This is a genomic window from Halomonas sp. YLB-10 (genome assembly GCF_003856855.1).
GTDB classification, from domain to species: Bacteria; Pseudomonadota; Gammaproteobacteria; order Pseudomonadales; family Halomonadaceae; genus Halomonas; species Halomonas litopenaei.
This window is the reverse complement of the sequence record NZ_RRCU01000001.1, coordinates 226,228-248,343: the sequence shown is the minus strand read 5'-3', so window position 1 is coordinate 248,343 and position 22,116 is coordinate 226,228. Positions and strand designations below refer to the sequence as shown.

General features: G+C 64.6%; 19 protein-coding genes. 11 read left to right on the top strand and 8 right to left on the bottom strand.

Annotated features, from left to right (window positions below):
* Nucleotides 1–87 precede the first annotated feature (87 nt).
* On the bottom strand, nt 88–474 hold the full coding sequence (locus tag EBB56_RS00915) for a VOC family protein (protein WP_108131577.1): 387 nt from the start codon (nt 472–474) through the stop codon (nt 88–90).
* A gap of 41 nt (nt 475–515) precedes the next feature.
* Between EBB56_RS00915 and EBB56_RS00910 the strand changes: the two genes are divergently transcribed.
* Both EBB56_RS00910 and EBB56_RS00905 read left to right on the top strand, forming a co-directional pair.
* On the top strand, nt 516–1,154 hold the full coding sequence (locus tag EBB56_RS00910) for a class I SAM-dependent methyltransferase (protein ID WP_108131578.1): 639 nt from the start codon (nt 516–518) through the stop codon (nt 1,152–1,154).
* A 198-nt stretch (nt 1,155–1,352) separates the two neighbouring features.
* A complete protein-coding gene (locus EBB56_RS00905) occupies nt 1,353–2,843 on the top strand; it encodes an MFS transporter (RefSeq protein WP_124802446.1) in 1,491 nt (496 codons plus the stop codon).
* A gap of 101 nt (nt 2,844–2,944) precedes the next feature.
* Here EBB56_RS00905 and EBB56_RS21805 read toward each other — a convergent pair whose 3' ends face one another.
* On the bottom strand, nt 2,945–3,097 hold the full coding sequence (locus tag EBB56_RS21805; RefSeq protein WP_156088597.1) for a hypothetical protein: 153 nt from the start codon (nt 3,095–3,097) through the stop codon (nt 2,945–2,947).
* 175 nt (nt 3,098–3,272) lie between these two features.
* Nucleotides 3,273–4,607, bottom strand: coding sequence for a replication-associated recombination protein A (locus EBB56_RS00900; RefSeq protein ID WP_124802444.1), 1,335 nt, complete (start codon nt 4,605–4,607; stop codon nt 3,273–3,275).
* Between the two features lie 226 nt (nt 4,608–4,833).
* Here EBB56_RS00900 and EBB56_RS00895 point away from each other — a divergent pair, with 226 nt between their 5' ends.
* The 4 genes from EBB56_RS00895 (at nt 4,834) to EBB56_RS00880 (ending at nt 12,769) form a co-directional block, all read left to right on the top strand.
* Nucleotides 4,834–5,376 (top strand): hemerythrin domain-containing protein, encoded by a 543-nt coding sequence (locus EBB56_RS00895; RefSeq protein WP_045994910.1) that lies wholly within the window; start codon nt 4,834–4,836, stop codon nt 5,374–5,376.
* Nucleotides 5,377–5,701: 325 nt separating this feature from the next.
* On the top strand, nt 5,702–6,514 hold the full coding sequence (gene murI / locus EBB56_RS00890; protein ID WP_045994899.1) for a glutamate racemase: 813 nt from the start codon (nt 5,702–5,704) through the stop codon (nt 6,512–6,514).
* Between the two features lie 93 nt (nt 6,515–6,607).
* Entirely contained in the window at nt 6,608–7,714 is a 1,107-nt protein-coding gene (gene trmA, locus EBB56_RS00885) for a tRNA (uridine(54)-C5)-methyltransferase TrmA (RefSeq protein ID WP_124802442.1), read from the top strand.
* A gap of 213 nt (nt 7,715–7,927) precedes the next feature.
* A complete protein-coding gene (locus tag EBB56_RS00880) occupies nt 7,928–12,769 on the top strand; it encodes an NAD-glutamate dehydrogenase (RefSeq protein WP_124802440.1) in 4,842 nt (1,613 codons plus the stop codon).
* 191 nt (nt 12,770–12,960) lie between these two features.
* Here EBB56_RS00880 and EBB56_RS00875 read toward each other — a convergent pair whose 3' ends face one another.
* Nucleotides 12,961–13,332 (bottom strand): hypothetical protein, encoded by a 372-nt coding sequence (locus tag EBB56_RS00875; RefSeq protein WP_045994896.1) that lies wholly within the window; start codon nt 13,330–13,332, stop codon nt 12,961–12,963.
* A gap of 459 nt (nt 13,333–13,791) precedes the next feature.
* Complete coding sequence (gene mgtE / locus EBB56_RS00870) at nt 13,792–15,144, bottom strand: magnesium transporter (RefSeq protein ID WP_108131584.1); 1,353 nt, start codon at nt 15,142–15,144, stop codon at nt 13,792–13,794.
* Between the two features lie 101 nt (nt 15,145–15,245).
* On the opposite strand from mgtE, the gene EBB56_RS00865 reads away from it, so the two are divergent.
* Both EBB56_RS00865 and EBB56_RS00860 read left to right on the top strand, forming a co-directional pair.
* Nucleotides 15,246–15,536: an encapsulin-associated ferritin-like protein gene (locus EBB56_RS00865; protein ID WP_045994894.1), complete on the top strand. Its 291-nt coding sequence runs from the start codon at nt 15,246–15,248 to the stop codon at nt 15,534–15,536.
* A 128-nt stretch (nt 15,537–15,664) separates the two neighbouring features.
* Nucleotides 15,665–16,681 (top strand): quinone-dependent dihydroorotate dehydrogenase, encoded by a 1,017-nt coding sequence (locus tag EBB56_RS00860; protein ID WP_108449714.1) that lies wholly within the window; start codon nt 15,665–15,667, stop codon nt 16,679–16,681.
* An 81-nt stretch (nt 16,682–16,762) separates the two neighbouring features.
* Here EBB56_RS00860 and rmf read toward each other — a convergent pair whose 3' ends face one another.
* Complete coding sequence (gene rmf, locus EBB56_RS00855; RefSeq protein WP_045994893.1) at nt 16,763–16,969, bottom strand: ribosome modulation factor; 207 nt, start codon at nt 16,967–16,969, stop codon at nt 16,763–16,765.
* 296 nt (nt 16,970–17,265) lie between these two features.
* Here rmf and rlmKL point away from each other — a divergent pair, with 296 nt between their 5' ends.
* Both rlmKL and EBB56_RS00845 read left to right on the top strand, forming a co-directional pair.
* Nucleotides 17,266–19,566, top strand: coding sequence for a bifunctional 23S rRNA (guanine(2069)-N(7))-methyltransferase RlmK/23S rRNA (guanine(2445)-N(2))-methyltransferase RlmL (rlmKL, locus tag EBB56_RS00850; RefSeq protein ID WP_124802438.1), 2,301 nt, complete (start codon nt 17,266–17,268; stop codon nt 19,564–19,566).
* The gene (locus EBB56_RS00845; protein ID WP_240184286.1) at nt 19,566–19,925 is read left to right on the top strand and encodes a glutaredoxin family protein; all 360 of its coding nucleotides are present in this window, start codon (nt 19,566–19,568) and stop codon (nt 19,923–19,925) included. Before rlmKL ends, EBB56_RS00845 begins: the two co-directional genes overlap by 1 nt.
* Nucleotides 19,926–20,016: 91 nt before the next feature.
* On the opposite strand, the gene EBB56_RS00840 is transcribed toward EBB56_RS00845, so the two are convergent.
* Together EBB56_RS00840 and EBB56_RS00835 are read right to left on the bottom strand one after the other, a co-directional pair.
* A complete protein-coding gene (locus EBB56_RS00840; protein WP_045994891.1) occupies nt 20,017–20,367 on the bottom strand; it encodes a hypothetical protein in 351 nt (116 codons plus the stop codon).
* A 2-nt stretch (nt 20,368–20,369) separates the two neighbouring features.
* Nucleotides 20,370–20,651, bottom strand: a complete 282-nt coding sequence (locus EBB56_RS00835) for a hypothetical protein (RefSeq protein WP_045994908.1) — start codon at nt 20,649–20,651, stop codon at nt 20,370–20,372.
* A gap of 186 nt (nt 20,652–20,837) precedes the next feature.
* On the opposite strand from EBB56_RS00835, the gene pdxB reads away from it, so the two are divergent.
* A complete protein-coding gene (pdxB, locus tag EBB56_RS00830) occupies nt 20,838–22,022 on the top strand; it encodes a 4-phosphoerythronate dehydrogenase PdxB (protein WP_124802436.1) in 1,185 nt (394 codons plus the stop codon).
* Nucleotides 22,023–22,116: the final 94 nt, after the last annotated feature.

Below are 22,116 nucleotides of genomic sequence, written 5' to 3'. Positions count from 1 at the left end.
TGGGTGCATGTCATACGGCCCCGTTATCATACCCAGCCTGTGCCGCATTGCCATGACAGGCGAAGCGACCCGCAGGGACGACCGACGTTACTCCTGTTTGAGCGGACGGCTGATCTCCAGCAGGTTGCCGTCCGGGTCGCGAAGATACAGCGACTCGATCTTGCCGGTGGCACCCTGACGTTCCACGGGGCCCAGTTCCACCTCGACCGACAGGGCATCGAGGTGAGCCTTCACCTCAGCCAGCGGCAGATGGCTCTTGAAACAGACGTCGAGGCTGCCTGGGGTAGGGGTGGCGGCCCTGGGGGTCACGTCGGTGGCGGTCCAGTGCAGGCGCAGGGCCAGCTCGCCGAGCATCAGGTCGACCCGCTCGGTATCGCGATAGCGGACGTCCAGGCCCAGAACGCGGGTGTAGAAGTCCACGGCGCGGGAAATATCGGTCACGGTGATGACCAGGTGATCTAGACCTGACAGCATGCCTCTCTCCACAAATGATCCAAGTCCCAGAGAATACGACGATGCCAAGCTGTCCGCTATGCGCAAACCCGACGACGCACCACTTTCATGCGGACGGGCGCCGCGACTATTTTCGCTGTTCGGTATGTGACCTGGTGGCGGTGCCTCCCGAGCAGCGACTGGGACCGCAGGCCGAGAAGGCGGTCTACGATCAGCACGACAACCGCCCGGATGATCCCGGCTACCGTCGTTTTCTGGGTCGCCTGTTTGATCCCCTGAGCGAGCGTCTGTCGCCGGGTGCCGAGGGGCTCGATTTCGGTGCGGGGCCCGGTCCGACGCTGTCGCTGATGTTCGAGGAGGCGGGGTTTGCCACTCGGATCCATGATCCCTACTACCATCCCGCGCCGGAGAACCTGAAGCGGTATTACGATTTCATCACCGCCACCGAGGTGGTCGAGCACCTGTTCGCGCCCGGCCCGGTGCTGTTTGCGCTGGCGCGACAACTGCGACCCGGTGGCTGGCTGGGGCTGATGACCAAGCGCACGCCGGAGGACTTTGCCCGCTGGCACTATATTCGTGATCCCACCCATGTGGTGTTCTTCAGCGAGACGAGTTTTCGCTGGTTGGCCGAGGCACTCGGCATGAGTGTCGACTTCCCCGCGGCCGATGTGGTTCTGATGCGCCGTGACACGAGTCACTGAGGCCGGATTTATGCTTGACCAACAATGCGTTACAGATGCATGGGGGACGCCCTTCGAAAGACATTGACAGGCGCGAAAAGGGGGGTATATTCGCCGCCCAAGAGTCGTCGATACGCACCGCGACGGACGGACTCGAAACATCAACACCCACCCGCCGCCGCCGTCCGCGTCGTCCGCATCGCTGGAGCCCGACTCCTCATGTCTCCCCAACTCCTGGCCATGGCCCTGCCCCCCGTTCTGGGGCTATTCATTCTGGGCATCGGCAACGGTTTTCTGTCTTCGCTTATCACCCTGCGCCTGGACGCCGCCGGTGAATCGCCGGTGGTCATCGGCTGGGTCTCCGGCGCCTACTTCATCGGTCTTGGCCTGGGTGCCCTGTTCAACGACCGGCTGCTGCTCGCTATCGGCCATATTCGTGCCTACGGCAGCTTCGCCTCGCTGGTGGCGGTGACGGTGCTGCTGCAGGGGCTGATCCTGGATCCGGTGGCCTGGTTCGGGCTGCGTCTGATCGGTGGCTGGGCCACGGTCGGGGTCTTCCTGGTGATCGAGAGCTGGCTGCTGGCCTCCGGAGACTCCAAGGTGCGCGGGCGTCTGCTGGCGCTGTACATGATCGCCCTGTACGGCTCAGGTGTGCTCGGTCAGCTGCTTTTGGGCATCACCCAGAATATGGGCGAAACCGCCCCCTTCATGGTCATCGGTGCCCTGGCCTCGCTATCGGTGCTGCCGATGGCGATGATTCCGCGGGTCACGCCACTGCTCGACAAGGTCGAGCCGCTGTCGCCACTGCGCCTGATGATCCTCACCCCCACCGGGGTGGTGGGGGCCTTCGGTTCCGGCATGCTGGCGGCCGCAGTGTACGCCCTGATGCCGCTGTATCTGCAGCGTACCGGCTTTGATCTGGCCGAGGTCGGCCAACTGATGGCGATAACGGTACTCGGCGCCATGCTGCTGCAGTATCCGGTGGGCCGCTGGTCGGATCGTCACGACCGCCAGCTGGTGCTGATCCTGATCGGTCTGTTCTGCCTGGCCATCTCGCTGGCGGTGCTGCTGCTGCCGTTGCCGAGCTGGGGGCTGGCCGCGCTGCTGTTCCTGCTGGGCGGTGGCGTCTTCTCGTTGTATCCGGTATCGGTCAGCCACTCGGCGGACCGTGCCCCCGCCGGCGCCCTGGTGCCCATGAGTCAGGGGCTTTTGCTGATCAGCGCGCTTGGCTCCTCGGTCAGTCCGCCTCTGGTCAGCCCGGTGATGGCGGCGCTTGGCGATACCGCCCTGTTCATGGCCTTCGGCGCCCTCGGTGGCGCCCTGGTGCTGTTCTTCGCCTGGCGTCGCCTGGTGCGTCCGGCGCCGGTGCCGGTGGTGCCGTTCTCCCCGGCGACGCCGTTGTCGTCGGTGGGTGCGGAATTCGTGGTCACCGACGAGTGGGTGGCGGGCGCCAAGGAGCACGAGCATATGGAAGACCTGTCCGACGTGGTGCCGGACGTGGACGTGGCCGAGCCCATGGTGGGGCCGCCAGCCGAGGAAGGTCAGTACGTGCCTTATTTCGATGAAGACGGCTACCACGATGGCGTGCTCGAGGTGAACCATCACGAGTCTGATGAAGACGCCGCCGCTATCGAGCCAACGCCCGTCGAACCCGGCTGGGAGCAGGAGTCGCCGTCGGCGGCTGAGCCGGGCGACGCACCCAAGGGCTGATCAACGTGGCCGGCGAACTTGTCCCTTTGGGTCGCCGTGGGCGGCTCAGAGCTGGCAAGAGGCGCCGGCCTGAGCGGTCAACATGTGGCAGACAGTGGGCCTCAGTTCGGTCCGAACAGCAGCTTGAACAGCGCACGACGTACCGCGGGTGTCGCCTGCTGGCGGGCGTAGGCCAGCAGCACGTCGTGATGGTTGGGATGACGGGCGTTCTGTACCAGGATCTGACGAGCTTGCTGTAGCTGGGTGGCCGACATGACAGTCCCTCCGGAGCATCGGGTGCCCACCATGGGCACTTGAGTCCCACAGTAGTCGCGGTCCTGGCTCGCTCCTTACGATGCCTGGTTGTGCTGCAGCGGCCTATTTCCTTCCCACGTCGAAGACAGATGGTTTTTCTCAAGTGGTATCTGAGCTGCCACCTCCGCTTCTATCTCATCCGCTATCTGCGGCCTCATCGAGCTGCGCCCGCCAGGCCATGATGCGAGCGAAACGCTCTTCCTGGCCATGATCCGTGGGGCGGTAGAAGCGCTCGGTCGGCACTGCCTCGGGCCAGCAGTCGTGGGCCGACCCCGCCGGGTAGCCGTTGGGCTCGGCGTGGGCGTAGCGGTAGCCGTCGCCGTGGCCCAGGGAAGCCATCAGCTTGGTCGGTGCGTTGCGCAGGTAGGTCGGCACCTCCAGGCTCGGCTGGGCCGCGACAAAGGCCTGGGCCTTCTTCCAGGCCTGGTCGATGGCGTTGCTCTTGGGCGCTACCGTCAGGTGGATGGCGGCGTGGGCGATGGCGCGCTGGCCTTCGTAGTCGCCCAGACGCAGGTAGGCATCCCAGGCCGACATGACCAGTGGCAGGCAACGCGGGTCGGCGTTGCCGACGTCCTCCGAGGCGATGGCCGCCAGGCGACGGATGACGTCCAGCGGATCGCCACCGCCCTGGATAAAGCGGGCCATGTACAGAAGGGCGGCGTCGGGGCGCGATGAGCGTACCGACTTGTGCAGTGCCGACAGCAGGTCGTAGTAGTGATCGCCTTGCTTGTCGAAGGCGCTGGCAGTGTGGCCGATGACGTCCTCGAGCGCCTCGCGGGGCAGACGCTCTGCACCGCCTTCCGCCTGGGTGAAGTCGCAGGCGGTCTCCAGAAGGCCCAGGGCGCGCCGGGCGTCGCCGGCCGAGGCGCGCGCCAGTATCGCCAGCACCTCGTCTTCGACGCGGATGTCGCGGTGACCAAGGCCGCGCTCGGGGTCGGCCAGGGCGCGGCGCATGACCTCGATCAGCGCGGCCTCGTCCAGCGCCTTGAGCACATGGACACGGGCCCGGGACAACAGCGCCGAATTGACCTCGAACGAGGGGTTCTCGGTGGTGGCGCCGATCAGCGTCAAGAGCCCCGACTCGACGTGGGGCAGCAGGGCGTCCTGCTGACTCTTGTTGAGGCGGTGGATCTCGTCGAGAAACAATACCGTGGTCTGCCCCTGGCCCTGGGCCACCCGGGCGCGCTCCACCACCTCGCGAATGTCCTTGACCCCGGCCATGACCGCCGACAAGCGCTCCAGCCGTGCGCTGGAGGCGCTGGCGAGGATATCGGCCAGGGTGGTCTTGCCGACGCCGGGTGGCCCCCACAGGATCATCGAGCGTACCTGGCCGGCTTCTACCATGCGCCGCAATGGCTTGCCTGGCCCCACCAGCGACGGCTGGCCCACGTAGTCGTCCAGGGACCTCGGGCGCATGCGCCAGGCCAGGGGCGCGGCGTCTTCCTGGTGGGCCTGTTCGAACATGTCCATCGCCGACTCCTGAGAAGAATGAATTGAGCGCCAGACGTCAACGCTCAGGCGGTGTGTAGGAAATCAACCCTTCTGAATGTGGCAATTTTCGTCGGGCAAAAACTCGATTATGCGTCTAGGGTGATACATTCCGGTTCCCGCACGATCCGGAACCTGACCCGAGAAGGCCAGTCTAAGCTAGGGTGCCTTCAGCTCATGCTGACCACAGGAGGTTTCCGTCATGCCCATGCTAAAGCAACTGCGACGGGATCATGCCAACATGGCGCGCATACTGCACGTCCTGCAACTCAAGCAAAAGACCCTCGCGCAGGGAGAGCGGCCCAACTTCCAGCTCGTCAGGGAGGTGGTTGACTATATTCTCGACTACATGGCGGGTTTCACCCTGCCCCTGGAGCAGATCTGTACCGACCGTCTCAAGGAGCTGGCCCCCGAAAGCGAGGCAGTGGCCGAGCAGCTGTCCGGCGACTACCGCAAGCTCAAGGCCCGGCTGACGCGCCTGTCCCGTGACATCGACATGATCCTGATGGATGTCGCCATCCCCATGGACCAGTTTGCCGATGACCTCAAGCAGTACCTGGACAGCCACCGTGCTTACCTTCGCCAAGAGCGTGAGGAACTCTTCCCGCTGATCAGCGAGCACTTCTCGGACGAAGATCTCGATCGCCTAGCCCACGCCCTGCCGGAGAACGCCACCGCCGAACTTGAGCGACTCCAGGCGGCCTACCCTGAACTCTATGCCGAGCTACGCGAGGAGCCGGTACCCGCCTGATCGGTTTTTCCCTCGTTCGTTCCTTGCTTCTCGAGCATCACGTCGTCGGCCCGAACTCCGGTTCGGGCCGCATGACGTCTGCGCTCACCTCGGCGCGCTGGCGTATCCGTGGGCGCCCTTGCTGCGCTTATGCAGGTCCGCCAATGTCGGGTAGAATGGCGCCCATGTTGATTCAGGTGCCGTTTCCCTTGCTCAGCCTCTTGCCCCTCCTCCTTCCCCGTCTCCGGTCGGCCTCGATGGCGGCCCGATCCGATCGTGGGGGATATTTCCCCGCCGTCCGGCAGTGGCGGTGGGCATGGGCTTTGCCCGTCAGGGAGGAGGCTTGATGGCCGGACCTGTGCTGGTGTTCGACTCCGGCGTGGGCGGGCTTTCCGTGGTGGCGGCGCTCAGACGCCATCTGCCCGATACGGCGCTTGCCTACTGCTGCGACAACGCCATGCTGCCCTACGGTACGCGGCCGGACCCTTGGTTGGTCGAGCGGATCGTCGCGGTGTGCGAGGCGGCGGTGAATCGTACCGGTGCCGATACCCTGGTGGTGGCCTGCAATACCGCCAGCACCCTGGCACTGGAGGCCTTGCGCGAGCGCCTGGACGTGCCGGTGGTGGGCACGGTGCCGGCGATCAAGCCGGCCGCCCAGGCCAGTCGCAGTGGGCATCTGGCACTGCTGGCCACCAGCGCAACGGTCGCCCGGCCCTACACCCAGCGGCTGATCGACAGCTATGCGCCGCACTGCCAGGTCGAGAAGGTGGCCGCCGACGCGCTGGTGGCCGAGGCGGAGCGCGCCATCCAGGGGCACGCTATCGATCCTGCGGTGGTTCGCCAGGCGCTGGCAGCGCTTGTGGAGGATGCCCGTATCGATACGGTGGTGCTGGGCTGTACCCACTTTCCCTTGCTGCGTCGCTGGCTCGACGAGGCCATGCCGCGGGCCGTCACCTGGGTAGACTCCGGCGACGCCATTGCCCGACGGACGGCCCAGGTGGCGGTGGGCCCGGACGCCCGACAGGGCCTCGATGCGGCCTGGGTCACGAGTCTATTGCGGGATTCGTCAGGTGCGACGGACGCCTCGGAAAGGCTGACGCGAGGGCTTGCGTCCTTCGGCTTTGCGGCCCCTTGCCTGCTGGACGTGCCCAGCGCTTGACCCACCTCTTGTACACCGTCCGGCAGCGGCGCTGACCACGCCGCCATCGCCCACGTCATTTGTTTATTGTTCATCGTTTTTCCAGGAGTTTCCGTGGCCATACCCGTCGTTGAACCCGAACGCTATGCCGAACAGCTCGCCGCCAAGCGTGATCGCCTGGTCGAGCAGTTTGCGCGGTTTTCTCCGCCCGAGCTCGAGGTGTATCCGTCACCGCCGAGTCACTACCGGCAACGCTGCGAGTTTCGCGTCTGGCATGAGGGCGACGATCTCTACTATGTGATGTTCGAGGTCAATCCCGAGGACCCCGACGACAAGCGACTGGTACGCATGGACCAGTTCGCGGTGGCCAGCGAGCGCATCAATGCCCTGATGCCGGCGCTGCTCGACGCCATCCGTGACAACCCGGTGATGCGGCGCAAGCTGTTTCAGGTGGAGTTTCTGACCACCCTGGCGGGTGAGACGTTGATCAGCCTGATCTACCACCGCCCGCTGGAAGAAGACTGGGAGCGGGATGCCCGGGAACTCGAGCGCGAGCTTGGGGTGATGATCATCGGCCGCTCACGCAAGCAGCGGCTGGTGCTGACCCGCGACCACGTGTGGGAACGTCTCGAGGTGGACGGACAGGTACTGCACTACCAGCAGGTGGAAAACAGCTTTACCCAGCCCAATGCGCGCATCTGCGCCTCCATGCTGTCCTGGGCACGGGAGGTGACCACGGGCAGCCAGCAGCAGGACCTGGTCGAGCTCTACTGCGGCAACGGCAACTTCACCATCGCCCTGGCAGAGAATTTTCGCCGGGTTCTGGCCACCGAGATCTCGCGCACCTCGGTGGCAAGCGCCAGGGTCAATCTCGAGGCCAACGCGGTGACCAATGCCTTTGTCGCGCGGATGTCTGCCGAAGACTTCTCTTCTGCGCTCAAAGGGGAGAAAACAGGCCGGCGAGTGGACGAGATGTGCCTGGGTGACTATGACTTCTCCACAGTGCTGGTGGACCCACCGCGGGCCGGTCTGGACGCCGACAGCTGTGATCAACTGAGTGAATACCCGCGTATCGTCTATATTTCATGCAATCCGGACACCCTGGCCGTCAATCTCGAACAGCTCACCAGGACGCACCGCATCGTTCGTTTCGCTCTGTTTGACCAGTTCCCCTTCACCCATCACTGTGAGTGCGGGGTCTTGCTGGAACGGCGCTCCTGAGGCGCCAACGAGCCTAACGCAAGCGTGCTGTCAAGGGGGGATGCGTAACCGTCATGCTCCATGAGAAGGCGGGCATCTGGATGGGGGTGGGGTGGGGATTGGCGTAAGCTTGCCGAATGCGCCGGGAGCGCCGGATGCGTAGCGCCGCGCAGCACGCTCGTCACTACCTTTACACAGGCCACAGTGAAGTGGCCGCCGCCAACCGAGGTGAGGATGTTACACGTCGCACAGGATGACAGTCGCGAGGATCTGCTCAAGCAACTCGAGGAAAAGCTGGAAGGACGCCTCGATCAGGAAAAGGCCGGTCTGGTGGGTGACTTCGCTCGCCATTTCTACTCCACGGTGCCGCTGGAGGATCTGAGTGAGCGGCGCCTGGATGATCTGTACGGCGCCACCCTGTCGGTGTGGCACTTCCTGCAGCAGTTCGATCCGGCCTCACCCAAGGTCAAGGTGATGAACCCTGACTTCGAGGAGCACGGCTGGCAGTCGACCCACACCTTTGTCGCGGTGCTGCACGAAGACATGCCGTTTCTGGTCGACTCGGTGCGCATCGAGCTCAACCGTCGTGGCATGACCGTCCACGCCATCCACAATTCGGTCCTGTCGGTCGCTCGTGACAAGCAGCACCGGGTCGAGCGTGTGTCGTCTCCGGGTGAAAAGGACGCCCCCGAGCATCGTGAGTCGCTGATCGCCATCGAGGTGGATCGTCACTCCGACCCCGAGGAGCTGGCGGCCATCGAGCAGAGCATCCACGAGGTGCTGAAGGAAGTGCGCACGGCGGTGGCGGACTTCGATCCGATGCGCGCGCGCATCCGCGAGACCATCGACGAGCTCAATAGCTGCTGCCCAGGCCCGATCGACAAGGCCGATCACGACGAGGCGGTGGCCTTCCTCGAATGGATGCTGGAAGACAACTTCACCTTCCTCGGTTATGACGAGTTCACCGTCGACAAGGACAACGGTGGCCAGAGCCTCAATCAGGTCGACGGCAGCGAGCTCGGTCTGTTCCGTCTGTCCGATGCCCAGTATCGCCAGCGTATCCGCACCGACCAGGGAGTCGAGGGCGATCGCTACGTGCTGGTGCCGCAGCTTCTGTCATTCGCCAAGAGTGCCTTCCACGCCCGCGTCCACCGTCCCACCTATCCGGATTACGTGACCATCGATCGCTATGACGACAAGGGCAACGTCATCGGCGAGCGTCGATTCCTGGGGCTGTTCACCGCTGGGGTCTACAACGACTCGCCGCGTCATATTCCGATCCTGAGGCGCAAGCTCAAGACGGTGATGGATATCGCCGGCTTCAACCCCAAGGGCCACAACGGCAAGCAGCTGACCCAGATCCTCGAGGTCTATCCCCGCGACGACCTGTTCCAGATCGACACAGACGAGCTGGCCCAGACGGCGCTGGGTATCCTCGATATCCGTGAACGTCGCCGGGTGCGGCTGTTCATCCGCGAGGATCGCTTCGGTCGCTTCTATTCGTGCCTGGTATTCGTGCCGCGCGATGTGTTCTCGACCGAGCTTCGTCTGCGTCTGCAGAACCTGCTGTGCGAGGAACTCGACGCCACCTTCGGTGACTTCAACACCTACCTGTCCGAATCGGTGCTGGCGCGGATCCAGTTCATCCTGCGCTTCAACGGCGACACGCCGACCGACTACGACATCAAGGCGCTGGAAGAGAAGCTGGCGCGGCTCGCCCGCAACTGGCGTGACGATCTGCTCAATGCCGCCATCGAAGGCTTCGGCGAGGAACACGCCAACCAGCTGCTGGATCGCTTCCGCGACGCCTTCCAGGCCAGCTACCAGGAAGACTTCAGCGCTCGCACTGCGGTGTACGACCTGCAGCACATCGGCGAGCTGGACAACGGCAAGCCGCTGGCGCTGTCGCTGTACCGACTGATCGAGGAAGAGGGCAGCGGCGTCAACCTCAAGCTGTTCCACAAGCGCAAGCCGATTCCGCTGTCCGACGTGCTGCCGATGATGGAAAACCTGGGGCTCAGGGTCATCGGTGAACGCCCCTACGAGGTCGAGGCGGTGGACGAGAGCTACTGGATCCACGACTTCGATCTGGAGCATCACACCGACACCGAGGTCAACCTGCAGGAGATGCGCAAGCCGTTCATCGAGGCCTTCCAGCGCATCTGGGCCGGCGAGGCGGACAATGACCGCTTCAACCGTCTGATCATCGGCGCCAACCTCGACTGGCGTGAAGTGGCGATGCTGCGCTCCTACGCGCGTTATCTGAAGCAGATCCGCTTCGGCATCTCCCAGAACTTCATCGCCAATGCACTGGTGGCCCACCCGCAGATCACCCGCGAGCTGGTGACCCTGTTCGAGCTGCGCTTCGATCCCGAGGATCGTCCCGCCGAGGGTGAGATCGAGGCCTGCGTAGAGCGCATCAATGGCCTGCTCGACGACGTCGCCAGCCTCAACGACGACCGGCTGCTGCGTCGTTACGTGGAGCTGATCCAGGCGACCCTGCGCACCAACTACTATCAGAAGACCGAAGATGGCGGCTTCAAGGACTACCTGTCGTTCAAGCTGGAACCGTCCAAGGTCACCGGCATGCCCAAGCCGCGCCCGATGTTCGAGATCTTCGTCTGCTCGCCGCGGGTCGAGGGTGTTCACCTGCGCGGTGGCAAGGTCGCCCGTGGCGGCCTGCGCTGGTCGGATCGCCACGAGGACTTCCGTACCGAGGTGCTCGGGCTGGTCAAGGCGCAGCAGGTCAAGAACTCGGTGATCGTGCCGGTGGGGGCCAAGGGCGGCTTCGTGTGCAAGCGCATGCCGGAAGGTGCCGATCGCGAGACCATCCAGAAGGAAGGCATCGCCTGCTACCAGACCTTCATCCGCGCGCTGCTGGACGTGACCGACAATCTGGTCGGTGGCGAGGTCGTCGAGCCGAAGAACGTGGTACGCCACGACGAGGCCGACCCCTACCTGGTGGTGGCGGCCGACAAGGGCACCGCCACCTTCTCCGACATCGCCAACGAGATTTCCATCGAGTATGGCCACTGGCTGGGTGACGCCTTTGCTTCCGGCGGCGCCAACGGCTACGACCACAAGAAGATGGGCATCACCGCCAAGGGCGCCTGGGAGTCGGTCAAGCGTCACTTCCGTGGCCTCGGCATCAATACCCAGTCCGACGAGTTCAGCGTGGTCGGTATCGGTGACATGGCCGGTGACGTCTTCGGCAACGGCATGCTGCTGTCCGAGACCATTCGCCTGGTCGGTGCCTTCAACCATATGCACATCTTCGTCGATCCGACGCCGGATGCGGCCAGCACCTTCAAGGAGCGCAAGCGCCTGTTCGAGATGCCGCGCTCCAGCTGGGAAGACTATGACACCTCGTTGATCTCCGAAGGCGGCGGCGTCTTCTCCCGTGCGGCCAAGTCGATCAAGATCACGCCGCAGATGAAGGAGGTCTTCGGCATCAGCGAAGACAAGCTGCCGCCCAATGAGCTGATCCAGGCGATGCTGCGCTCGAAGGTCGACCTGATCTGGAACGGCGGCATCGGCACCTACGTCAAGGCCAGCACCGAGACCGACGCCGAAGTCGGCGACAAGGCCAACGACGTGCTGCGCATCGACGGCAAGGAACTGAACTGCCGAGTGGTAGGCGAGGGCGGCAACCTTGGCCTGACCCAGCGCGGGCGCATGGAGGCGGCGGCGCGTGGTGTGCGCGTCAACACCGACTTCATCGACAACGCTGGCGGGGTCAACTGCTCCGACCATGAGGTCAACATCAAGATCCTGATCGATGAGGTGGTGGCCAACGGTGACATGACCGACAAGCAGCGCAATCAGCTGCTGGCGGACATGACCGAGGAAGTCAGCGAGCTGGTGCTGACCGACAACTATCGTCAGACCCTGGCGCTGGATCTGTCCGAGCGGCTGTCCCACCAGGGGATCGGGCCCTATCGCCGCTTTATCAGCGAACTGGAAGCGGCCGGTCAGATCGATCGCGAACTCGAGTTCCTGCCCTCCGACGAGGAGCTCCAGGAGCGTTCGGCCAATGACCAGGGCATGGTGTTGCCGGAGCTGTCGGTGTTGATCTCCTACGCCAAGAGCACGCTCAAGGGCGACCTGATCGCCTCCGACGTGCCCGACGACGAGATCATCGCCCAGCACGCCACCCGGGCCTTCCCCCAGAGCCTGGTGGAGCGCTACCGCGACCAGGTCCTGAGCCACCGCCTGAAGCGCGAAATCGTGGCGACCCAGCTGGCCAACGATCTGGTCGACCACATGGGCATCGTGTTCACCCGCCGGCTGATCGACTCCACCGGCATGGGGCGTGCGGACATCGCGCGGGCCTACGTCATCGCCCGTGACAGCTTCCAGCTGCCCAAGCTGTGGGAGCAGATCGAAGCGCTCGACAATCAGGTCTCGACCGATATCCAGTACGGCATGATGCTCGACCTGATGCGCATGATTCGCCGCGCTTCACGCTGGTTCCTGCGCCATCGTTCGGGCCAGGCTGCCGGTGACTGCATCGAGTACTACCAGCCGCGTATTGCCCAGCTGCAGGAGAATATCGGCAAGCGTCTGCGTGGCGAGGAACTCGAGGCCTGGCAGGCCCGCCGTGACGAACTCGTCGACGCCGGGGTGCCCGAGGCGCTGGCCTCCACCGTGGCCGCGGCCGATAGCCTGTACGCGGCGCTGGGCATCATCCAGACCGCCCGTCAGGTCAACGAGAAGCCGCAGAAGGTGGCCGAGGTCTGCTACGAGATTGGCGCCCGTCTGGAGCTGCCGTGGATGATCCAGCAGGTTACCGCCTTGCCGGTGAAGGATAGCTGGCAGGCCCAGGCGCGGGAGACCTTCCGCGACGACATCGAGCGTCAGCAGATGGCGTTGACCGCCAGCGTGATGAAGATGGAGAGCGGCGCCCGCGATACCGCCGGACGTGTCGATCAGTGGCTCAAGCACCACGAGTCCATGCACAAGCGCTGGTGCCGCCTGATCAACGAGGTCGACAGTGGCGCCCAGGGCGGCTTCCCGCTGTTTGCCGTGGCGGTGCGTGAGCTGGTGGATCTGGCCGAGAGCAACAGCGAGGTCTAGACCCCGGGTCAGTGAGTCGACCACGCGAGGACGCCCACGGGCGTCCTCGTCGATTCTCGGGACGATCGAGTGGAACCGTGGCGTTGGTTCACACCAGGTGGCGGTTCACACAATGCAAGAAGGGCGCCCCTGGGGGCGCCCTTCTTGCGTCTGGCCTTTGCAGGCCTTGTCGGCAACCAACGGACCGAGGCTTAGCGGCAGCTGATGCTCCAGATCGCCTTGAAGCCTTCGCTGTCGTCGTTCAGCGCCGCCAGGTTGGTGTCTTCGTTGACGGTGCCGCCTTCGACCATGGCCTCGGCGCGCTCACGCTTTTCCGGGCTGGTGTTGGGGCCAAGCACCTGTTGCTCTTCGATGATGAATTCGTCGCGATCCTGGGCCTCGCACTGCTCCAGTGCGCGTTCCTTGGCCTCTTCCAGGGCTTCCTGGCGATCGTCGCCGAGCCCGGTGACGATGTAGTCGGTGCTCTCTTTCTCCATCGAGGCGCTGTCGCTGGCGCAGCCGGCAAGGCCGAGGGCGGCAACGGCGCCGAGGGCAAGCATCATGGGGCGAGTCTTGATCATCATGCGGTCTCTCCTTTTCCGTCTCGGGGATCCCTGTTTCCAGCAGGGATGGGCGCTTGTCACCCGCGCCTTGCTGACCATGCTAACGAATCAGCACAGCAGCACAAGAGTAGCGTACCGGCGACGGGGGGTGTCGCAGACGGGAGACGGCAGGCAAGGGACGGCAAACAAGAGTCGGCAACCAAGAGCCGGTAGATAAGTGACAGCAGACGAGGGGGCGCACGAAGCGGGAGGCAAGAGTCGGTAGACAAGAGCCGGTAGATAAGTGACAGCAGATGAGGGGGCGCACGAAGCGGGAGGCAAGAGTCGGTAGACAAGAGCCGGTAGATAAGCGACAGCAGACGAGGGGCGTACCAAGCGGGAGGCAGGAATCGGTAGATAGGCGACGAGGTGGCGGGACCACCGATCGGCCATCAGTGCCCGTGGGGCAGTGATGGCCGGTCGATGAATCCGCTCAGCGCGCTACAGCAGGAAGATCGTCGCCAGGCCGAGGAAGGACATGAAGCCGATCACGTCGGTGACGGTGGTCAGAATGACCGAGCCGGACAGCGCTGGATCGATGTTCATGCGCTTGAGCACGAGGGGAATCACGATGCCGCAGACCCCGGCGGCCAGCATGTTGATGACCAGGGCGGCGGCGATGATCACGCCGATCGCCACGCTCTTGAACCAGAGCACCGCCAGCACCGCCACCACCAGGGCCCAGACGACACCGTTGAGCAGGGCAATGCCGACCTCCTTGCGCAGCAGCCAGTTGCTGTTGGTCTTGCTGATCTGGCCAAGGGCGAGGCCGCGAATGGCCAGGGTCAGGGTCTGGCTGCCGGCGATGCCGCCCATGCTGGCGACGATCGGCATCAGTACCGCCAGCGCCACCACCTTCTCCAGGGCATCCTCGAACTGACCGATGACCCAGGCGGCGAGAAAGGCGGTCAGCAGGTTGATGCCGAGCCATACCGCACGACGCTTGGCGCTGGGCAAAACCGGCGCGAACAGGTCTTCCTCCTCGTCGAGGCCGGCCATGTTCATCAGCGCCTGTTCGGAGTTCTCCTGGATGACGTCGACGATATCGTCGATGACGATACGGCCGATCAACATGCCGTCGTTGTCCACCACCGGGGCCGACGTCAGGTCGTGGGTCTGGAACAGGGTGGCCACGTCGCGGGACTTCATGTCGCCCTGGATGACGTCGACGTCGGCGTCCATCAGCTCCGCCACCGAGGTCTCCTGATCATGGGAAACCAGCCGGGCCAGCGGCAGCACGCCGACGAAGTGGCCGATGCGGTCCACCACCATCAGGTTGTCGGTGTTGTCCGGGATCGACTCCTTCCAGCGCAGGAAGCGCTGCACCGTCTCGAGGGTGACGTCGGAGCGCACCCCGATGGCGTCGGTGCGCATCAGGCGCCCGGCGCTGTCTTCCTCGAAGGACAGGGTCTCCTGCAGACGAGTGCGCTGCATCTCGTCCATGGTGCGCAGCATGTCCTCGGCCACCTGCTTGGGCAGGTCCTCGAACAGCTCTGCCAGGTCGGCGGTGTCCAGGCTTGCCGTGGCGGCGACGATCTCCTCGGGGTCCATGTCCTCGAGCAGGGTGCTGCGCACCTCGTCATGGACGTGCAGCAGAACCTCGCCGTCGTCCTCCGCTGGTACCTGTTCCCATAGCCTGATGCGCTCGCTCAGCGGCAGCGATTCGAGCAGCAGGGCGACCTCGGCGGGTTCGAGATCCTCCAGGGCCTCGGAGACCTCCTGGGGGTTCTCGTCTTCCAGGGCCAGGTGGATGCGCGACAGCTGGCTTTCAAACGTCTCGGTCACTTCTGTCATGGGCCCTCCCGGCATATGTCGCTGACTGACAAGACAACGATCGTGTCCTACGTTGATGGAGTTAGTAGAACACAACTATTTACAAAGAAAAGGAGTGGCGAATGGCTGGATCGAGCGAGGGCTACCACGAACCGGTGGAAGAGTTGACGGCGCAGACCCGGGATTACCATCGCGCCATCGTGTCGTTGATGGAGGAACTGGAGGCAGTCGACTGGTACAACCAGCGAGTTGACGCCTGTCAGGACGAAGATCTACGCAAGATCCTCGAACATAACCGTGATGAGGAAAAGGAGCACGCGGCCATGACCCTGGAGTGGCTGCGCCGCAAGGATCCCGCCATGGACAAGTATCTACGCGAGTTTCTGTTTACCGAAGGGGACATTGGACACTGACGACCTGGGATGAAAGCCCGTTTGGGCAAAACTGCTGAGGTCTGATTCAGGAAGTCGTCGTGGCGTCGCGGCTGCGCTATACTCGCGCCCGGCCGCGCGCCCTCGTCCTTTTTCGCCTCGGAGACGCCATGTACGATCTCGCCCGCTCCCTGTTGTTTCGCCTGGATCCCGAACGGGCCCACGGCCTGTCCTTGACGTCGCTGGACTGGGCGGCGCGCGTGAAGGCGACGCGGTTGCTGGCAGGTGCCCGCGTGGACGATCCGGTCAAGGTGATGGGCTTGAGCTTCCCCAACCGTATCGGCCTGGCGGCGGGGCTCGACAAGAACGCCGATCACCTCGACGCTCTGGGGGCGCTGGGCTTCGGCTTCGTCGAGGTCGGCACCGTGACCCCCAGGGCCCAGTCCGGCAACCCCAAGCCCCGGCTGTTCCGCCTGCCCGAGCGTGGCGCCATCATCAATCGGATGGGGTTCAACAACCTCGGCGTGGATCACCTGGTGGAGCAGGTAAAGGCCAGCCGCTACCGCGGGGTGATCGGCATCAATATCGGCAAGAACCTGACCACCTCGGTGGAGGACGCCGGTGACGACTACCTTTACTGCCTGGAGCGGGTTCACGCCCACGCCGACTACGTGGCGGTCAATATCTCGTCACCGAATACCCCGGGGCTACGCAACCTGCAGTTCGGCGACCACCTCGATGAGTTGCTCGGACGCCTGCGCTCGACAGGCACTCGCCTCGATGAACAGAGTGGACGCCGTGTGCCGCTGGCGGTAAAGATCGCCCCGGACATGGACGAGGAAGAGGTCGTCCTGGTGGCGCGGGCGCTGGCGGACAATGGCATCGACGCGGTGATCGCCACCAACACCACGGTATCCCGTGAAGCGGTGCAAGGGCTTGCGCACGCCGATGAGCAGGGCGGACTGTCGGGTTGCCCGGTGTTCGACGCCTCCAACCTTGTGATCGAGCGGCTGCGCCAGGCGTTGCCCGACATGCCGATCATCGGCGTCGGCGGCGTCGACAGTGGCCAGGCGGCGGTGGCCAAGCGTCAGGCAGGGGCGGATCTGGTGCAGGTGTATTCGGGCTTTATCTACCGCGGACCGGGGCTGGTCCGGGAGTGCGCCAGGGCGCTGGCGTCGGCGCGCTGAAAGGGCGGGCAGCAAAAAGCCCATGGCGTCTTGTGCCATGGGCTTGGCGGGTCTTTCCTTTACCTCGACAGTACTGCGTTATCAGAGCACCATGGGGTTCTTGTGAATGCCGGACACTCCCGTCATGCCCGACCACTGGTCCCCACGACCTTCACGCCAACCGCTCATCCAGTATTCCCGTAGATTGATGTCCTGGCTGGGGCAGTCATCGCGGGATCTACCCGAGAGACCGGCCTTATAGCCATGTACATAGGCACGCTGGAAGCGATCACGTTTCTGTCGTTTCATGGGTCTACCTCGTGACAAAGGTACCAATCTGACCTGCCCCTGCGGGAAATTCGGGGGATGCAAGCGGCAGGCCCGTGATGCCCAAGCCCTGCGATGTGCAGGCTCTCCCGAGTCGCACGAAATGAAGGCTTGTTGACAGGGACACATGTGTCGTATCTCGTAGCTACCATTCCATTGATAGCGTAAGCCGCTCGGCATTGTCGACTGTTGTTTTGTAACAACCTGTTCACCTTGTCGTCATGAAATGGTTAACCGAATAATGGCTTTCGCAGTCATCATTAATGTAGGAGAAGCAAGTGCCTGAGAAGCTTGACCTTCTGGCAACCTGTCCGCGGGGCATCGAACAACTGTTAGCCGACGAGCTAGTCACATTCGGCTTGACACCGGGCAAGACCACCGTGGCAGGCGTGAACGCCGAGGGCGATCTCGAGGGTGCCTACCGGGCCTGTCTGTGGTCGCGCCTGGCCAACAGGGTCATCCTGTGTCTGTCGCGAACGGAAGGCGTCGAAACGCCGGATGCCTTGCACGATGCCGCCGCCGCCGTCGACTGGCAGCGCCATCTGCCTGCCGGTGCCAGCATTGCGGTGGACTTTCATGGTCGCAGTGACGAGATTCGACACACCCGCTTCGGCGCCCAGACGGTCAAGGATGGCGTGGTCGACCGTCTTGGTGCGGCCGGCCAGGCGCGTCCCGATGTCGACGTCCGTAATCCCGACGTTCGCCTGTATGCCCACCTGCACCGTGGCCGCTTGACGCTGGGCATCGACCTGTCCGGCGACAGCCTGCACCGGCGCGGCTATCGTCGCGATACCGGCCACGCCCCGCTCAAGGAAAATCTGGCGGCGGCGCTGCTGGTGCGCGCCGGCTGGCCGGAGTTGGCCAAGCAGGGGGCGCCGCTGGTTGACCCCATGTGTGGCTCGGGCACGCTGTTGATCGAAGCTGCGCTGATGGCCGCCGACATGGCGCCCAACCTGAACCGGGAGCGCTTCGGCTTTGCCCGCTGGGCCGGCCACGACCCGGCGCTGTGGCGCGAGGTCCTGCGCGAGGCCGAGGCCCGGGCGAGCATCGGACGAAAACGCGCGCGCTCGGTGATCTTTGGCTTCGACCAGAGCCCGCCGGCGCTGTCGGCGGCCAAGACCAACGCCATGCGCGCCGGCATCCCGGCGCTGATCCACCTCGATGGCGCCAGCGTGCATCGCCTGTCGCGGCCGCGGGTGCTCGACCCCGAGCTTGCGGGGCTGGTGATCAGCAACCCGCCTTACGGCGAGCGTATCGGCGAGCTGCCGGAGCTGGTGCGGCTCTATTCGGACCTGGGCGAGCGGCTCAAGGCCGACTTCGGTGGCTGGCGCCTGGCGCTGTTCACCGGCAATCCGGACCTTGGCCACCGTCTCGGCATGCGTGCCCACAAGCAGTACGCGCTGAGAAACGGCCCGCTCGAGGCCAAGCTGTTGCTGATCGATATCGCACGCCGCGATGGCCAGAACCAGAACCAGGATCAGAACCAGGATCGGAGCCAGGGTCGCCGCCATGACGCTGAGGCAACGTCGGCGGTCGACGGCCAGGCTAGCCCGGCCACTCGGGCAAGCCTGGAGGCGGCGTCCTCCGATACCCAGGCAACATCCACGGCACCTCGTAGCGAGGGCGCCCAGATGTTTGCCAACCGTCTGGAAAAGAACCAGAAGAAGCTGCGCAAGTGGCTCAAGCGCAGCGGCGAGAGCTGCTATCGGCTGTATGACGCCGACATGCCCGAGTATGCCCTGGCCATCGATGTCTACGGCGATCACGTCCACGTCCAGGAGTACGCCGCGCCCAAGTCCATCGATCCGTCCCAGGCCCAGCGGCGTCTGTTCGATGCCCTCGGGGTGATTCCCGAGGTGCTGGAAGTGGACCCCGGCAAGGTGGTGATCAAGCGGCGCAAGCGTCAGCAGGGCAAGTCTCAGTACGAGAAGCAGGGTCGCAGCGGCCAGCGCTTCCAGGTCACCGAAGGTCGCGCGACGCTATGGGTCAACCTGCGTGACTATCTGGACACCGGGCTGTTTCTCGATCATCGCCCGGTGCGCCGTATGCTCGGCGAGATGGCTGCCGGCAAGCGCTTTCTCAACCTGTTCTGCTACACCGCCACGGCCACGGTGCAGGCAGCGCTCGGCAGCGAGGCCGAGGGCGGCGCCAGTGACAGTGTCAGCGTCGACATGTCCAACACCTACCTGGAGTGGGCGCGGGACAATTTCGCGCTCAACCGGCTCGACCCGTCGCGCCACCGGGTGGTGCGCGACGACTGCCTGCGCTGGCTGGAGACCGCAGGCGGCGAGTTCGACCTGATCTTCATGGACCCGCCGACCTTCTCCAACTCCAAGAAGATGGAAGACACCCTGGATGTCCAGCGGGACCACCCGCGCCTGGTGCGCCTGGCCATGGCTCGGCTGGCGCCGGGCGGTACCCTGGTGTTCTCCAACAACCAGCGGCGCTTTCAGATGGATGACGAGCTTGCCGTCGACTTCGAGGTCAAGGACATCTCGCGTCAGACCTTCGACCCTGACTTCAGCCGCCGGCCGGACCTGCACCACTGCTTCCTCATCCGCCATCGGCAGGCGTCGTGATGGTACTGACGCTCTACACCACCCTGGGCTGCCATCTGTGCGAGCAGATGGAAGCCCTGGTGCGTGCCCTTGCCCGGGTGGAGTTCACCATCGAGCGTATCGAGATCAGCGAAGACGACACCCTGCTTCGCCGTTACGGCGAAAGGATCCCGGTGCTGATCGACGCTGAACGTCCCGATGACGTCCTGGAGGGGCGGGTGGAGCCGGATGCCGTCATGCGCTGGCTGGCGACACGCGGGTGGTTGAGCGAGCAAGTGGTCGCTGTGCAAGCCGAAGCGGACTCGGCGAGCCAGGGGAGGGAGGCTCCCGCAGTAACAGCGTCCCGGGTGAAGGGACGCCGCGTCTTCGGCAAGCTCTGAGCGGGTGCCGGGATGGCTGTAGGATGACTGTAACAAGGGCTATGGCGAGAGCGCCCGTAGTGGTGGCCTCGTCGCCATGGCGGCCACCGCGTTAGCGGCGGGTCGCCAGGGCAGCGGCCAGCTCTCGCTGGTAGGCCTCGAGATGTGAGGTCGGCTCCTCGTCAAGACGCCCAAGTGCCACCGCCAGTTCGAAGAAGCCAGGGCCCGGCAGTTGGGGTGCCTGGCGGCTGACCACCAGGGCGGCGATCAGCGGTCGTTCGGCCGCGACATCCTCGCGCATGGTGATTTCCAGGGCTTCGGCCACCCGGCGGATGGTGCGTGGCGGGGTGAGCCCTAGAGCCTCGGCGGCCTGCTGGTAGGTGATCGGCAGGGCGCTGTCGGGCAGGCTCTCCAGCAGGGCACGCAGTCGGGGAGCCAGGCTGGCAGGGGAGGTGTCCGCCATGCTCAGTGCTCGTCCAGCAGTGACAGTTGCCCCATGGCTTCACGGCCTTCCGGGCTATGGTCGTCGGCTTCCAGGACCTTGGTGAAACCTCGCGATCCGAGGATGGTCTTCTCGTCTTCCAGCCACATCATTGCCTGACCGTAGTCATCGGCCAGCTGATGCTTGAGCCCGCCGAACTGGGTTCCGATCTGGCCCCAGGCACGGCTGAAGATCCAGTCGCCGAACATGTCCTGGTGCACGTGCACGAGGACATAGTCATGGTCGGTTTCCCAGCGGACGATCACGGCGACTCCCGTCATATCACTTGGTGGCTACGGAGGGCGGGCGCCGGCTCCGTTTCTGGAAACGCTGATAAAGCCTTTGCAGTGTTTCCATTATGGTTATCATGGGCATTGTAAGCCCTTGAGGCTAATCCACAAATAGCCCGGTTGCATGACCGGGAGCCCGATACCTGCGACCCGGGGAACCCCATGAAGATTCTTGTCGATGCCAACGTGCCCGCCGCCGATGCCTGCTTTGCGCCGCTTGGCCAGGTCAGCCGCCGGCCGGGGCGCGAGATCGACGCCGACAGCCTGGCCGATGTGGATGCCCTGGTGATTCGCTCGATCACGCGTCTCGACGCCGATTTGATCGAGGCCACCAAGGCCAAGGGCTCGCCGCTGTCTTTTGTCGGCAGTTGCACCATTGGCACCGACCATGTCGACCAGGCCGCCCTGGCGCGCCATGCCATCACCTTCGCCAGCGCCCCGGGCTGCAATGCCGAGCCGGTGGTGGACTACGTGCTGTCGGCGTTGATGCTGGCCTGCGAGCGTCGTGGCCAGTCGCTGCTCGAGCGTCGCGTGGGGATCGTCGGTGTCGGTAATGTGGGCGGCCGGCTGGCGACCCGTCTGGCCGCCATGGGCATCGAGCACCGGCTGTGCGACCCGCCAAGGGCCGAGAGGGAAGCCAGCAGCAGAGCCGGTGACGAGAACGGCCAGGACTTTGTCGAGCTGGACGCCCTGATCGACAGCTGCGACGTGCTGTGCCTGCATACCCCGCTGGTGCGCGAGGGATGCCACGCTACTCGCCACCTGCTCGACGCCCGGCGCATCGAGGAGCTGCTGCCCGGTACGCTGCTGCTCAATGCCGGACGTGGCGACTGCGTCGACGGTCAGGCGCTGAGCCGACGCCTGGCTCGCGGTGATGACCTCACCGCACTGCTCGACGTGTGGGAGGAAGAGCCCTCCATCGACCAGGTACTGGCGCACCAGGTCGCCCTGGCCACGCCCCATATCGCGGGGCATAGCCTGGACGGCAAGCTGCGCGGTACCCATCAGATCCATCAGGCGCTGGTGGCCCACCTGGGGCTGGGGGAAAGGGTTTCCCTCGCGGAGCTGCTGCCCGCTCCCGCGTTGTCACGCCTGGTGCTCGATGGCGGCCTGTCGCCGGAGGAGGCGCTGGCGCTTTGCATGCGGGCGGTGTATGACCCGCGGCGCGATCATGATCGACTGCTGCGAGCCATGGCCGTCGATGACCCGGGCAAGGGCTTTGATCAGTGTCGGGCGAGTTATCCGCTGCGTCGTGAGTTTTCGACCCTGACGCTGGAGCTTGTCGGCCAGGCGCAGGAGCTGGCGCCCCTGCTGTCCGGGGCCGGCTTTCAAGTGGACTGCCGCTGACTCAGACGGCACCGCTGACACAGACGGCACCGCCGTCCAAGTGGTCTTTCCCGACCAGCTACATGGACACCCCAAGGGCCCGACGCCATGCGCC

What these genes read in the sequence shown, in the direction of transcription:
- EBB56_RS00915 (WP_108131577.1), bottom strand. Translation starts at nt 474, where the DNA reads ATGCTGTCAGGTCTAGATCACCTGGTCATCACCGTGACCGATATTTCC.
- EBB56_RS00910 (WP_108131578.1), top strand. Translation starts at nt 516, where the DNA reads ATGCCAAGCTGTCCGCTATGCGCAAACCCGACGACGCACCACTTTCAT.
- EBB56_RS00905 (WP_124802446.1), top strand. Translation starts at nt 1,353, where the DNA reads ATGTCTCCCCAACTCCTGGCCATGGCCCTGCCCCCCGTTCTGGGGCTA.
- EBB56_RS21805 (WP_156088597.1), bottom strand. Translation starts at nt 3,097, where the DNA reads ATGTCGGCCACCCAGCTACAGCAAGCTCGTCAGATCCTGGTACAGAAC.
- EBB56_RS00900 (WP_124802444.1), bottom strand. Translation starts at nt 4,607, where the DNA reads ATGGACATGTTCGAACAGGCCCACCAGGAAGACGCCGCGCCCCTGGCC.
- EBB56_RS00895 (WP_045994910.1), top strand. Translation starts at nt 4,834, where the DNA reads ATGCTAAAGCAACTGCGACGGGATCATGCCAACATGGCGCGCATACTG.
- murI (WP_045994899.1), top strand. Translation starts at nt 5,702, where the DNA reads ATGGCCGGACCTGTGCTGGTGTTCGACTCCGGCGTGGGCGGGCTTTCC.
- EBB56_RS00880 (WP_124802440.1), top strand. Translation starts at nt 7,928, where the DNA reads ATGTTACACGTCGCACAGGATGACAGTCGCGAGGATCTGCTCAAGCAA.
- EBB56_RS00875 (WP_045994896.1), bottom strand. Translation starts at nt 13,332, where the DNA reads ATGATGATCAAGACTCGCCCCATGATGCTTGCCCTCGGCGCCGTTGCC.
- mgtE (WP_108131584.1), bottom strand. Translation starts at nt 15,144, where the DNA reads ATGACAGAAGTGACCGAGACGTTTGAAAGCCAGCTGTCGCGCATCCAC.
- EBB56_RS00865 (WP_045994894.1), top strand. Translation starts at nt 15,246, where the DNA reads ATGGCTGGATCGAGCGAGGGCTACCACGAACCGGTGGAAGAGTTGACG.
- EBB56_RS00860 (WP_108449714.1), top strand. Translation starts at nt 15,665, where the DNA reads ATGTACGATCTCGCCCGCTCCCTGTTGTTTCGCCTGGATCCCGAACGG.
- rmf (WP_045994893.1), bottom strand. Translation starts at nt 16,969, where the DNA reads ATGAAACGACAGAAACGTGATCGCTTCCAGCGTGCCTATGTACATGGC.
- EBB56_RS00845 (WP_240184286.1), top strand. Translation starts at nt 19,566, where the DNA reads ATGGTACTGACGCTCTACACCACCCTGGGCTGCCATCTGTGCGAGCAG.
- EBB56_RS00840 (WP_045994891.1), bottom strand. Translation starts at nt 20,367, where the DNA reads ATGGCGGACACCTCCCCTGCCAGCCTGGCTCCCCGACTGCGTGCCCTG.
- pdxB (WP_124802436.1), top strand. Translation starts at nt 20,838, where the DNA reads ATGAAGATTCTTGTCGATGCCAACGTGCCCGCCGCCGATGCCTGCTTT.